This is a genomic window from Pseudoalteromonas sp. S3260 (assembly GCF_005886925.1).
GTDB classification, from domain to species: Bacteria; Pseudomonadota; Gammaproteobacteria; order Enterobacterales; family Alteromonadaceae; genus Pseudoalteromonas; species Pseudoalteromonas tetraodonis.
Window position 1 is genome coordinate 1 of sequence record NZ_PNCV01000103.1, and the last position, 12,098, is coordinate 12,098.

Sequence of the window (12,098 nt, forward strand, 5' to 3'; positions counted from 1 at the left end):
AACCTTGAACCTTGAACCTTTAACCTTGAACCTAAACCCTAATTTTGCACTTATGTAAAACCACTGTATTATCAACACAGAATTTAGTTTTAGGTAAGATAAATGCATACTTTTTTTATTGATATCACCGCCACGATGCAAAACCATTTATGGTTTTACTTAACCACGATTGGCCTAGTGAGTTTATGTATTGGTAGCTTTTTAAATGTGGTGATTTATCGCTTGCCGCTAATGATGCAAAAAGAATGGCAAACTGAATGCCGCTTATTATTAGCCGATGAACTAACCAGCCCAAAGGCTAAACAGACCAACGCACAAACGACTGACACGTTTAATTTAGTTAAGCCCAACTCATGTTGCCCAAAGTGCAAAGCAGCCATTAAACCATGGCAAAATATTCCCATTATTAGTTGGTTATTTTTAAAAGGTAAATGCGCAACCTGTGATAACCCAATCTCAGTGCGTTACCCAATCGTTGAGGCCATTACCGCTATTTTAAGTTTAGCGGTTGCCTACACCTTTGGCGCTACAGAGCAGGCTTTATTGTACATTGTAGTTACTTGGGCGTTGGTAGCACTGACTTTTATTGATATTGATCACATGCTACTGCCGGACCAGCTTACTTTGCAACTTTTATGGTTAGCGTTAATTGCCTCAGTTATGGGGTATACCATAGCCCCTAGCGATGCCATTATTGGCGCAGCATGTGGCTATTTAAGCTTATGGAGCGTGTTTTGGCTGTTTAAGTTAATAACCGGCAAAGAAGGTATGGGTTATGGCGACTTTAAATTACTGGCCGTATTTGGCGCACTGCTGGGTTGGCAATCGTTATTGACCATTATTTTACTCTCAAGCGTAGTTGGCGCTGTAATTGGCATTGCCCTACTGAGCATTCAAGGTAAAGACAAAGCAACCCCCATTCCTTTTGGCCCTTACTTAGCTATAGCCGGCTGGATAGCTATGCTATGGGGAACGCAACTGCAAAACAGCTATTTTAATTTTATTGGCTACTAACTATGAGCAATACACAACATCAAAAAAATAACTGGGTATTGGGACTAACCGGCGGGATTGGCTGTGGTAAAACCGCAGTTAGCGATATGTTGGCAGCACAAGGCATTACTATTGTTGATGCTGATATTGTGGCTCGCCAAGTAGTTGAATCTGGTACTGATGGTCTAAAAGCGATTATTGCGCATTTTGGCACTGACATACTCGATGAACATGGCGCATTAAACCGTGGCGAACTACGATCGCGTATTTTTAGTAATCCTGAACAAAAAACATGGCTCAATGCGCTGTTGCACCCTTTAATACGCACTAAACTACTCACTGACTTAAAAAACGCGCAAAGCGACTATGTGGTTTTAGTTGCCCCGTTATTATTTGAAAATGGGCTTGATGGCTACTGTCATCGTACTTTGCTAATAGATGTTCCCAAAGAGGTGCAAATAGCACGTACTACACAGCGCGACAAAATAAGCATTGAACAAGCAGAGCAAATTATTGACGCACAAATGTCTCGTGAGCATAAACAACAAAAAGCGGATGATATTTTAAATAATAACCGCGATTTAAACGATGTAAAACAAGACTTACTTAAGCTACATAATTATTATTTACAGCAAGCAAAGTCTACAATATAGAGTGACTGACCCAATCACAGCGCAATAAACTGATATTTTTATCAGTAAATTATCTGCTGAATTGGTACGATTAATGTATTCCTTTCTTTTTTCTGATAAATTGCTGACTAAAGAAGGATTAAATCAGGTGCGCAATGAATATTAACTCACCGTTATTAAGAAAATTTATTACCCTCGGCCGGGTTGATACTGATACCGTAAAAACACGGCAGCAAGATTTTTCGTCAACTGCAGAGCTTATCTCTAAATGTGGAAAAATAGACAGTAAAGATTTAGCTGAGCAATGCATTGATTTATTTAGAGTGCCTTTTTTTGATTTAAAAGATTTTAATGTTGCACAAATATCAGCTGAGCTAGTTAAAGAAAAACTGATCCGCAAACACCACATTTTGCCTTTGGTACAAAAAGGCAGAAAAGTGTATATTGCCGCCTCAGATCCTACCGATTATGGTGCCTTCGAAAACTTTGAATTTAGCACGGGTTTATCGTGCGAAGTAGTTGTGGTTGACTACGTCCAGCTCGATAACAAAATTGAGCAATTACTCGATGCCTCTGGCAGTTTAAATTTAAGTGAAGACGAATTTAAAGAGTTTGCTGAACTCGATTCTGAGCAGCACAAAGAACACACTCCTAAAGACGATGACAAAGACGACGCCCCTATTATTGTCTACATTAATAAAATTTTAATGGACGCAATAAAAAAAGGCGCCTCAGATTTACACTTTGAACCTTATGAACACAAATACCGTATTCGCTTTCGTATTGATGGTATTTTGCACGAAGTAGCCAGCCCGCCAAATACATTGGCCAGTAAGCTATCGGCGCGAATAAAAGTAATGTCGCGACTGGATATTGCAGAAAAGCGTAAACCACAAGATGGCCGTATTAAGCTTAAGGTAACAGAGCGTAAAAGTATTGATTTTCGTGTTAGTACCATGCCAACTTTGTGGGGCGAAAAAATTGTAATGCGTATTCTTGATTCATCCAGTGCCATGTTAGGTATAGATGTATTAGGCTATGAACCCGAACAGAAAAAACTATATCTCGATGCACTTGAGCAACCGCAAGGAATGATTTTGGTTACCGGCCCAACCGGTTCAGGTAAAACGGTTTCTTTGTATACGGGCTTAAATATACTCAATCAGCCGGAGCGGAATATTAGTACCGCCGAAGATCCGGTAGAAATTAACCTCGAAGGGGTTAACCAAGTACAAATAAATACTAAAGCAGATATGACTTTTGCTAATGCACTGCGGGCGTTTTTACGTCAAGATCCCGATGTGGTGATGGTGGGTGAAATACGTGATTTAGAAACTGCAGAAATATCAATTAAAGCGGCGCAAACAGGTCACTTGGTACTGTCAACACTGCATACCAACTCAGCGTCAGAAACGATTACTCGTTTGTTAAATATGGGTGTACCCGCGTATAATGTGGCCAGTTCTATTAGTTTAATTATAGCTCAGCGTTTAGCCCGAAGGTTATGCTCTAAATGTAAAACACCAGAGCAGTTACCTCGCGAAGAGCTTATACGCCAAGGCTTTAGTGAACAACAAATTCAAGACATGGTTTTATACGCACCTAAAGGCTGTGAAAACTGTACCGATGGCTACAAAGGCCGTGTGGGTATTTACGAAGTAATGAAAATTACGCCTGAAATAGCACAAATTATAATGCGCGGCGGTAACTCATTAGAAATTGCTGAGGTATCACTTAAAGCAGGATATAACAATTTGCGTTTATCGGGTATTCGTAAAGCCGCAGAGGGTGTGACCTCACTTGCTGAGGTTAATCGTGTCACTAGTTTTTAAATAGAAAGCTTAGCTGTTTATTATAAATTGAGTCGCAAAGCCTATATTAATGAGAGAGTAAATTATGCCAACAGTGGTTAACTGCCCAACCTGTAAAGCAAAAGTAGAATGGTCAGAACAAAGTCCGTATCGCCCTTTTTGTTCAAAGCGTTGCCAACTTATTGATTTAGGTGAATGGTCGTTTGAAAATAATAAAATTTCAGCACCCATCACTTCTGCAGATGAATTCAGCCAAGACATGATTGAAGACATTGAAGCAATGATGGCAAAAAACGAAGATGACTTTTTTAAGTGATTTTTAATGGTTCGAGAAATTTAAAAACCTTGCAGTTAACATAGCAAGGTTTTTTATACCTGTAGCAGGTTTACCCCGCGTCAGTATTAGGTTTTAGGTCATTTATCTACCACAGAGGCGCAGAGCACACAGAGAAAGTGACAATAAATGATCTTCTCTCTGCGGAGCGCAAAGCGCCTCTGCTTCCTCTGTGGTTCAAAATATTCTGTAGATACAAGGCGGGGCTTCGGGTTGCGGACCTCGCCCCTCGCACCTCGCCCTATTACCTGCGGCGCTGCTGTATTTTAGCTAACTTTTCTTTTTGCTCAGCGTTAAGCAGTTGCATTACTTGATGCTGGGTTTTCAATTTAATTAATCCCAATTGCTGCTTCTTATCTTGGCGTGCGGTTAATAACTCTTTCGCTGCATTTTCGTCAAAGTTTGGCGCTGACAATAACGCATCCATCTGCGCTTTATAAGCTTGGCGCTGTGCCTTACGCGCGTCTTTATTTTGGCTTCTTAGTGCTTTAATTTGCGTTTTTTGCGCTGTAAAAATCGCTTTTAGTTGTGTTTGTTGATCCTCAGTAAGCGCCAGTTTATCTGCTGCTCGCTCAGAGAGTAAAAAGCGTGCTTGAGAGTGGCCTTGTTTATGGCCATCACCTTTTGCAAGTGCGCTGCCCGCACTGAGCGTTGCTGCTGTTAAGCCACAAATAAGTACTAATTTTGATAGCGTGTTTATCTTAGTCATAATCATCACCTTAATATTGGGTTGGTTGTTGGCTGCTAGCCAGTAAGTTCACTATAACCGGCTCAATGCAAAGTAACGCAAAGCAGTGTAAAGGTTATGTAAAGACTAACTTTTAGTACATTAAACGCGTAAAATAAAACCATAAAACAGCGCGTAGGGCTTAATGTATGAAACTATTAATGATTGATGATGACACCGGTTTATGTGAGCTATTAAGCGAGTATTTGAGCGCACAAGGCTTTAGCATACAAACCGCACATGATGGCCAACAAGGCTTAGAGCTTGCTTTACAAAACGATTACGCGCTTATATTACTTGATGTTATGCTGCCCTCTATAGATGGCTTTGAAGTACTCAAGCAACTCAGACAAAGTAAATTAACGCCGGTAATTATGTTGACCGCTAAAGGTGAAGACTTTGACCGTATTTTTGGTTTAGAGCTCGGCGCTGATGACTATATTCCAAAACCGTTTAACCACCGCGAACTCCTTGCCCGCGTTAAAGCTATTACTCGCCGTATTGAACACATTAATAGTGTAAGCAATAACAATAATAAAAAGCTCTCTTTAAACGGTATTACTATTAACTTTGCCGCGCGTGAAGCCAGTGTAAATAACACCACACTCACGCTTACGGGTACCGAATACGAAATATTGGCTTTATTAGTAAAACACGCCCCTGATGTTATAAGCAAAGAGCAAATAAGCGAAGAAGTACTAGGACGGCGTTTAGCGTCATTTGATCGCTCTATTGATATGCATGTGAGTAATATTCGAAAAAAAATAGCCGAGCATATCGCGGGTGAAAAAATTAAAACTATTCGAGGGACGGGTTATGTCTTTATCCAAGGAGAGTAAAGTAACGCGTTTTAGCTGGTTAAGACACCCTCGACATTATTTGTTTTTTAAAGTCTTTGCTTGGTTTTGGCTAACGATCATTGGCACTTTTACTGCGCTATTTTTCTTAAGTAATATTTCGCTGATCAATGCTATTAGCCATGACCCCCTAAAAGGGCCCATGCAAAAAAATCTAGAACACTTGGCTCGAGGTATCGAACGTAGTGCACATAAACACAAGCGCTCTATTCATGACATTATTACTCACCCGCGTTTGAGTAAACGCAAGTTACTTTATTTAAATTCACTAAGTAGCGATGAGTTTTTGATCAGTAAAAAAGTTGAGAATAATATTGATTTTAGCTTACTGAACTTTAGTGAAGGCATGCCACCTCAAATTATTTTTACTGAATATTACCAAGCTTTTGGCCCTGTGCGCATTCGAGTACCTGAAGGCGAATTTGCGTTATATGAAATCGATATAAATCAACAGCGACCGCTCTTTATTCGCTTAAGATTGTTGCCGGTTTGGTTAAAAATTTCTATCGCCATTATCGCCTCACTTACATTAAGCTTTTTATTTAGTCGTAACTTAATTGCCCCTATAAATAGTTTAAAACAAGCCGCAATTAGGCTCTCAAATGGCGATTTAAGTGCGCGCGCGGCAATAAATAGTCAACGAAAAGATGAGCTTGGAGTTTTAGGACGCGATTTTAACCGTATGGCTGATCAATTAGAGCAACTACTTAGCGCTCAAAAGCGTTTACTTGCCGATATATCCCATGAATTGCGCTCCCCACTAACACGCTTAAAAATGGCCACAGGGCTGGCGCAAATGCAAGCGAGTGAGGCCAGCCAATCGTATTTATTGCGTATTGAAAAAGAAGCAAATCAACTTGATAAAATGATAGCCGATGTATTGCAGGTATCGCGCTTAGAAGCCAATAGCCAACCTTTATCACTGCAAACACAGTCGCTGCAAGTGATTGTTGACCATGTGATTAACGATGCTCAGTTTGAAGCAAAACAGCACAATAAAACGCTGCATATTCAAGGTGATGCTCAGGTAAATATAGAGTGCGACGAAATGCTGATTGCCAGTGCTCTAGAAAATATTTTACGTAATGCAATTAAATACGCACAACATACTATTAGCATCACCTTAAAACACAGTGATATCATCACTATACAAATATGTGATGACGGCCCTGGCGTTCCCACAGCGCAACTTGATAAACTATGTGAGCCATTTTTTAGGCAATCAGACGCCCGCGACCGAGTCAGCGGCGGCACTGGGCTGGGTTTAGCCATTGCAAAAAATGCGGTGATTGCCCACGGCGGAAATTTAGCTTTATCAAATAAGGACGCTGGCGGGTTATGCGTTGAGATAAGCTTACCAATACAAAAGAGAGACCATGTTCTATAGCAATGAAAGCGAGCTTGAAAATAACCTGCCTGCCATTAATGAGTTTTATACTAATACACTCAAAAAAGCCTATTTAAGCACGGCTGCCGGTAAATTATTTTATGCTTACGCTAAGCCTAAACAGGCTCACACTGCCATTGTTATTAGTTCTGGGCGCATTGAAGGGCTCGATAAATACAAAGAGCTGCTTTGGGAGCTTTATTGTAATAATTTTGCTGTTTTTATTGTTGATCACCAAGGCCAAGGGCGCTCTTATCGGTTATTAAAAAACCCCCATAAAGGCCATGTCAAACAATTTGAAGATTACAGTCACGATCTTAATCAATTCAATCTTGAGGTGGTAAAGCAGCATTGGCAAGGTAAAAAACTACTGCTTAGCCATTCAATGGGCGGCGCTATTGCGTTTGATTACTTAGCACGTTACTCACATGACTTTAGTGGGGCGTTTTTATCTGCGCCCATGTTTGATATTCATACTAAAGGAATACCAAAACCCGTAGCACAGTTTATCGCCGCCAGTGCCTCATTATTAGGGTTCTCAGGGTGTTATGCGTTAGGACAAAGCGATTATACACCTGAAGAGTTTGCGCTTAACACTTTAACCAGTAGCCAAATACGCTATGATCAATTTAGGGCAACTTATCAGCAAACGCCACTATTACAATTAGGCGGTGTTACCTATGGCTGGCTGCATACTGTTTTTTCATTTATTAAAGCGCTCGATAAACTATCCATAACAACCCCGTTATTTATAGCCAGCGCAGAAAATGACGAAGTGGTTGATAACCAAGCCCAGCATAAGCTTGCAAGCCGACATAAAAACACCCTAATAAAGCAGTTTAAAGGGGCTAAGCACGAGCTGTTTTTTGAGCGGGACGAAATTCGCCAACCATTGCTAACAAGCCTTTATAAATTTTGTGATTCAATAGGTTAACTACTAAGCGACAGCGGATCTAGGTGAATCAAAATATCAACTTCAGATTCAAATTGCTGAGTGATCATCAGCTCCACTTCATCTGCCACTTTGTGGGCACGAATAAGTGGTAAATTGTCATCAAGCTCTAAATGCAGTTGAATAAACTTAACTTTACCGCCCTGTCGAGTGCGAATACCGTGAACGCCATAAACATCATTATGGTTACGCGCTATTTCAAAAATACTTTGCTTTTCTTCATCGGGTAGCTCTTTGTCCATTAAATGCGAGGCACTTTCGGTTGCTATATCCCAACTGTTATACAATAAATAACCTGCCACACCGATAGCAAACAATGGGTCGGCATACAGTACGCCATAGTAGGCGAGTAAAATAGCAAGCAATACCGCCGCATTTAAAATTAAATCGCCCTTGTAGTGAACGGAGTCGGCTTTTATAGCGATTGATTCTGTGTGCTTCACGACTTTATTTTGCACAAATACAATTACCAAGGTACAAGCAATGGCAAAAATACTCACCCATACACCTAATAATGAGTGCGAAAGTTCTACTGGATTTATTAATCGCTCGATACCGTGAAACATTAATAAACAGCCCGAGCCCGCAATAAATGCAGCTTGGCCTAACCCTGCAAGCGCCTCCGCTTTACCGTGACCAAACCGGTGGTCATCATCCGCAGGACGCAGTGCATACGATAAAACTAAAAAGCTCATTAGCGTCGCGGTAATATCCATTAATGAGTCGGTTAATGAGCCAAGCATTGACGCCGAACCCGACGCCAGCCAAGCCCATGCTTTGGTCGCAATCATTAGGCTCACCATGACCATGGTCACTATGCTTGAAGCTTTGACCCAAAATTCATAACTGCGATTATGCACGTATCTGTCCAAGTGTAAGTTGTATTTAATGTGTGTAGTATATCATTTTTTATTCATTGTTCGTGTATACTGAGCCAGTCAAATTAAAGATTTTATAGGGCTTATTGTGCTGGATATTGTTTTATACCAACCTGAAATTCCGCCTAACACCGGGAATATCATTCGTTTATGTGCCAATACTGGCTATTCATTGCATTTAATTGAACCGTTAGGGTTTGAGTGGGATGACAAACGTGTAAAACGCGCTGGACTTGACTATCACGAATTTAGCCATGTACAACGCCATGCCTCATTTGATGCTTATTTAGAAAAGTGCCAACCTAAAAAGGTGTATGCTTGCACTACTAAAGGTAGCCAATTTCATCACCAAGCACAGTATGAAGCGGGTGATTGCTTAGTATTCGGCCCAGAAACCCGAGGCTTACCTGATGACATGATTCAAGCACTGCCAAACGAGCAACGCGTGCGTATACCTATGCAAGCCGATAGTCGCAGTATGAATCTGTCTAATGCAGTAGCTGTGTTTGTGTATGAATCTTGGCGCCAGCTTGGCTTTGTAAACGCGCAATAAGGTTTTAGGTTTTAGGTTTTAGGTTTTAGGTTTTAGGTTTTAGGTAAACAAAATAACTGTCACCTAAAACCTAGCACTTCGTTTTATTCTGACTTTTGTTCACGACCTAATAGCGCCATAGCAGCTGCTTTCATGTCTTTATTTTCATAGAGTACTTTGTATATTTGCTCGGTAATTGGCATTTCAACACCAGCGCGTTGAGCTAGTAAGTACACTTCTTTGGTATTTCTAAAGCCTTCAACCACTTGGCCGATTGATGCAATGGCATCATCAACACTCTCACCTTTGCCTAAGGCTAAACCAAAACGGCGATTGCGCGACTGATTATCGGTACAGGTTAGAATTAAATCACCTAACCCGGCCATACCCATAAAGGTCTCTGGCTTTGCACCTAGGGCACAACCCAAACGCGACAACTCTGCTAAACCACGAGTAATAAGCGCGGTACGAGCATTTGCACCAAACCCCACTCCATCAGAAATTCCCGCACCAATGGCAATCACGTTTTTAACCGCACCACCGAGCTGTATACCAATAAAATCATCATTGTTATACACCCTAAACGAGCGCCCGCAATGCAATAAATCGGCTATTTGTTTAGCAAATGCCGACGATGTTGATGACACCGAAATTGCAGTTGGTGATCCCATCGCCATTTCTTTGGCAAAGGTTGGCCCTGAAAGTACCGCTAATGGCACCTCTTCACCTAGCTCTTGCACTGCCACTTCTTGTAACAAACGTCCAGTATTTGGCTCTAACCCTTTGGTGGCCCAAGCTATTTTTGCATTTGGGCGCAAAGCAGGTTTGATTTGCTTTAATGTGTCAGCAAATGCGTGGCTTGGCACAACAACCAAAACAATATCGCTACTTTGCGTTGCACATTGTAAATCTGCTTCAAGGATTAAGGTGTCAGGAAAAGGAATATCAGGTAAGTAACGTTGATTTTTTCGCTCAGCTGCAAGCGTCGCAACGTCTTGGCTATTGCGTCCCCATAAAGTCACTTTGTGGCCATTTCGGGCTAAACAAATAGCAAGGGCGGTGCCATACGACCCCGCCCCTAAAACAGTAACAGCTGATGTGGCTGTATTCATAAATTAAGCGTCTGCTGTAGCCTGCTCAGCTTGCGCTGTGCGTTGCTGCATGTACTGTGCAAATAATGCGTCAAAGTTAACTGGCGCAAGATTAAGTTGTGGGAACGTACCACGATTTACTAAGTTAGATACCGCTTCACGTGCATATGGGAATAACACGTTAGGGCAAAATGCACCTAGCATGTGCGCTAATTGCATTTCCTCAACGTCAGCAATCGTAAAGATACCTGCTTGTTGAATTTCACATAAAAACGCAGTTTCCTCACCGATAGATGCCGTTACAGTTAGCGCAAGCACTACTTCGTAAACACCTTCATCAAGCTTGTTAGAGCGCGTATCTAAATCTAATTTTACTTCTGGAGCCCACTCCTTTTGAAAAATAGCTGGCGAATTTGGCGTTTCAAACGACACATCTTTAGTGTAAATACGTTGAATAGTAAACTGTGCACCTGCATCAGCCTCTGCTGCTGCGTTTTGATTTTGTTCGTTCATTGTTATTCCTAACCTGTTATTTATTATAATTAATTAAATTAAGCACTGAGCTTAGCATCAAGGTGACCTTGCGCTTCTAGTGCCATCATGTCGTCACAGCCACCGATGTGTTCATCGTTGATAAAAATTTGTGGAACCGTGCTTGCGCCACCGGCTTTGGCGATCATTTCATCGCGAAGCTCTGGCTGAACGCCAATATCAATATTTGTGTATTTTACACCTTTGCTGTCTAACAGCGCTAATGCGCGATGGCAAAAAGGACAATATCCTTTGGTGTATAAAACAACGTTACTCATAATTAATCCTTAATCGGTTTAGCTAAGAGATATTAGCGACCGCTTGTTGTTGGCAGACTTGCTGATTGCCACGCACCCATACCGCCAGATAAAACATAAACCTGTTCATAGCCTGCTTTATGCATTGCGGTTGCAACACCTGAAGCAGTCATGCCTGCAGCACATACCACTATTATGGGTTTGCTCTTATACTTTTCAAGGGTTGAGAAATCAGATTCTTTAGCTTTTTCTGGGTTTAAGTGCACAGCACCGGCAATATGGCCGGTTTTAAACTCTTTTTGCCCACGCATATCAACAACCTGGCCGTCTTCGCGGTTAATAAGTAACGTTAACTGCTGAGGATTGATTTGACGAATTGCTGAAAATTTACTTTTTATTGCGCCACTAATAATAAGAAACGCAATCGCAACCCAAGCCAGGCTTAAAATTGGATGGTTTGAGACAAATTCAATATATTGATCCATTCGACTTCCACTATAAAGTTACATACTAAAACGGATGTTTTAGATATTTTAAATTCTTACCAATTGCACTTGCACAATGAGCAGTCACTCATCAGCAAATCAATAGAGCGCTGTTAGGCTACTCTGAATTTTCACCTACAAGATAGGTTTAACTTACCCCACAACCCTATTCAATACTTGAATAAAATAGAGATTAGCCGCGCAAGTATACCCAAATCAGCTAAAAATGCGAGTTTAAGCACGCTTGAAAGCCACAATGCCCTGCTCTTTTTAACTGAAAAATAACCTAGCCCTTTAAAGTTTTCAATTTAGCCAATCCTAATTGAAAATTTTTAATATCTTCTTTTCATTGCTGATCCTAGCTATAAAACGCGGTATGCTAAGACTTGGCATGTTGGCATTAATGTTAGCGTGTATTTTAGCAACGCTAGGGTCTGTTGATCTTTCAAGGTTAAATTTGCAGCAGCCTGTTTGGTATTTAGGCAAGGCAGAGCCTATGTGGTGTGGTTATTCCCCATAAATAGGCGATAACGCAGCATCAATGCCAAACAGGCGCTGCCCGAAGGGTTCTGCCTAGGGGCGATTTACTCTTTGTTGCTCGGTTTTGACTTAGCCCACTAGGTTACAAACC

Annotated in this window: 14 protein-coding genes; 8 read left to right on the forward strand and 6 right to left on the reverse strand. The window is 41.2% G+C overall.

The window, feature by feature from the left end; translation table 11 throughout:
• Nucleotides 1-102 precede the first annotated feature (102 nt).
• From CWC14_RS15160 to yacG, 4 genes are all read left to right on the forward strand, one after another.
• Nucleotides 103-1,014 carry a prepilin peptidase gene (locus tag CWC14_RS15160; RefSeq protein WP_138563688.1) on the forward strand — a complete coding sequence of 304 codons (912 nt, stop codon included), beginning with the start codon at nt 103-105 and terminating at the stop codon, nt 1,012-1,014.
• Nucleotides 1,015-1,016: 2 nt separating this feature from the next.
• Complete coding sequence (gene coaE, locus CWC14_RS15165; protein ID WP_138563690.1) at nt 1,017-1,646, forward strand: dephospho-CoA kinase; 630 nt, start codon at nt 1,017-1,019, stop codon at nt 1,644-1,646.
• Nucleotides 1,647-1,780: 134 nt separating this feature from the next.
• Nucleotides 1,781-3,457: a type IV-A pilus assembly ATPase PilB gene (gene pilB, locus CWC14_RS15170; RefSeq protein WP_138563692.1), complete on the forward strand. Its 1,677-nt coding sequence runs from the start codon at nt 1,781-1,783 to the stop codon at nt 3,455-3,457.
• A 64-nt stretch (nt 3,458-3,521) separates the two neighbouring features.
• The gene (gene yacG / locus CWC14_RS15175; protein WP_138563694.1) at nt 3,522-3,752 is read left to right on the forward strand and encodes a DNA gyrase inhibitor YacG; all 231 of its coding nucleotides are present in this window, start codon (nt 3,522-3,524) and stop codon (nt 3,750-3,752) included.
• 262 nt (nt 3,753-4,014) lie between these two features.
• Here yacG and CWC14_RS15180 read toward each other — a convergent pair whose 3' ends face one another.
• Nucleotides 4,015-4,479 carry a Spy/CpxP family protein refolding chaperone gene (locus CWC14_RS15180; RefSeq protein ID WP_008114914.1) on the reverse strand — a complete coding sequence of 155 codons (465 nt, stop codon included), beginning with the start codon at nt 4,477-4,479 and terminating at the stop codon, nt 4,015-4,017.
• 167 nt (nt 4,480-4,646) lie between these two features.
• Here CWC14_RS15180 and CWC14_RS15185 point away from each other — a divergent pair, with 167 nt between their 5' ends.
• From CWC14_RS15185 to CWC14_RS15195, 3 genes are read left to right on the forward strand one after another with little or no spacing between them, the layout of a single operon-like run.
• Complete coding sequence (locus tag CWC14_RS15185) at nt 4,647-5,336, forward strand: response regulator transcription factor (RefSeq protein WP_013465939.1); 690 nt, start codon at nt 4,647-4,649, stop codon at nt 5,334-5,336.
• Nucleotides 5,314-6,741 carry an ATP-binding protein gene (locus CWC14_RS15190; RefSeq protein ID WP_138563696.1) on the forward strand — a complete coding sequence of 476 codons (1,428 nt, stop codon included), beginning with the start codon at nt 5,314-5,316 and terminating at the stop codon, nt 6,739-6,741. The genes CWC14_RS15185 and CWC14_RS15190 overlap by 23 nt, the downstream gene beginning before the upstream one ends.
• Nucleotides 6,731-7,675, forward strand: a complete 945-nt coding sequence (locus CWC14_RS15195) for an alpha/beta fold hydrolase (RefSeq protein WP_138563698.1) — start codon at nt 6,731-6,733, stop codon at nt 7,673-7,675. Before CWC14_RS15190 ends, CWC14_RS15195 begins: the two co-directional genes overlap by 11 nt.
• Here CWC14_RS15195 and CWC14_RS15200 read toward each other — a convergent pair.
• Entirely contained in the window at nt 7,672-8,553 is an 882-nt protein-coding gene (locus tag CWC14_RS15200; protein ID WP_462687478.1) for a cation diffusion facilitator family transporter, read from the reverse strand. The two genes, CWC14_RS15195 and CWC14_RS15200, sit on opposite strands and share 4 nt — an antisense overlap.
• 106 nt (nt 8,554-8,659) lie before the next feature.
• Between CWC14_RS15200 and trmL the strand changes: the two genes are divergently transcribed.
• Entirely contained in the window at nt 8,660-9,124 is a 465-nt protein-coding gene (trmL, locus tag CWC14_RS15205; RefSeq protein ID WP_013465943.1) for a tRNA (uridine(34)/cytosine(34)/5-carboxymethylaminomethyluridine(34)-2'-O)-methyltransferase TrmL, read from the forward strand.
• An 83-nt stretch (nt 9,125-9,207) separates the two neighbouring features.
• Here the strand turns inward: trmL and gpsA are convergent, their stop codons facing one another.
• The 4 genes from gpsA to CWC14_RS15225 are packed head-to-tail and all read right to left on the reverse strand — an operon-like array spanning nt 9,208 to nt 11,467.
• The gene (gene gpsA, locus CWC14_RS15210; protein ID WP_138563700.1) at nt 9,208-10,215 is read right to left on the reverse strand and encodes an NAD(P)H-dependent glycerol-3-phosphate dehydrogenase; all 1,008 of its coding nucleotides are present in this window, start codon (nt 10,213-10,215) and stop codon (nt 9,208-9,210) included.
• Between the two features lie 3 nt (nt 10,216-10,218).
• Nucleotides 10,219-10,707 carry a protein-export chaperone SecB gene (secB, locus tag CWC14_RS15215; protein ID WP_013465945.1) on the reverse strand — a complete coding sequence of 163 codons (489 nt, stop codon included), beginning with the start codon at nt 10,705-10,707 and terminating at the stop codon, nt 10,219-10,221.
• A 38-nt stretch (nt 10,708-10,745) separates the two neighbouring features.
• Entirely contained in the window at nt 10,746-11,003 is a 258-nt protein-coding gene (grxC, locus tag CWC14_RS15220; protein WP_016899746.1) for a glutaredoxin 3, read from the reverse strand.
• 32 nt (nt 11,004-11,035) lie between these two features.
• Nucleotides 11,036-11,467 carry a rhodanese-like domain-containing protein gene (locus CWC14_RS15225; protein ID WP_013465947.1) on the reverse strand — a complete coding sequence of 144 codons (432 nt, stop codon included), beginning with the start codon at nt 11,465-11,467 and terminating at the stop codon, nt 11,036-11,038.
• Nucleotides 11,468-12,098 lie beyond the last annotated feature (631 nt).

Excerpts from the sequence above, each read along its gene's own strand:
- CWC14_RS15160 (WP_138563688.1), top strand. The coding sequence starts at position 103 with ATGCATACTTTTTTTATTGATATCACCGCCACGATGCAAAACCATTTA.
- coaE (WP_138563690.1), top strand. The coding sequence starts at position 1,017 with ATGAGCAATACACAACATCAAAAAAATAACTGGGTATTGGGACTAACC.
- pilB (WP_138563692.1), top strand. The coding sequence starts at position 1,781 with ATGAATATTAACTCACCGTTATTAAGAAAATTTATTACCCTCGGCCGG.
- yacG (WP_138563694.1), top strand. The coding sequence starts at position 3,522 with ATGCCAACAGTGGTTAACTGCCCAACCTGTAAAGCAAAAGTAGAATGG.
- CWC14_RS15180 (WP_008114914.1), bottom strand. The coding sequence starts at position 4,479 with ATGACTAAGATAAACACGCTATCAAAATTAGTACTTATTTGTGGCTTA.
- CWC14_RS15185 (WP_013465939.1), top strand. The coding sequence starts at position 4,647 with ATGAAACTATTAATGATTGATGATGACACCGGTTTATGTGAGCTATTA.
- CWC14_RS15190 (WP_138563696.1), top strand. The coding sequence starts at position 5,314 with ATGTCTTTATCCAAGGAGAGTAAAGTAACGCGTTTTAGCTGGTTAAGA.
- CWC14_RS15195 (WP_138563698.1), top strand. The coding sequence starts at position 6,731 with ATGTTCTATAGCAATGAAAGCGAGCTTGAAAATAACCTGCCTGCCATT.
- gpsA (WP_138563700.1), bottom strand. The coding sequence starts at position 10,215 with ATGAATACAGCCACATCAGCTGTTACTGTTTTAGGGGCGGGGTCGTAT.
- secB (WP_013465945.1), bottom strand. The coding sequence starts at position 10,707 with ATGAACGAACAAAATCAAAACGCAGCAGCAGAGGCTGATGCAGGTGCA.
- grxC (WP_016899746.1), bottom strand. The coding sequence starts at position 11,003 with ATGAGTAACGTTGTTTTATACACCAAAGGATATTGTCCTTTTTGCCAT.
- CWC14_RS15225 (WP_013465947.1), bottom strand. The coding sequence starts at position 11,467 with ATGGATCAATATATTGAATTTGTCTCAAACCATCCAATTTTAAGCCTG.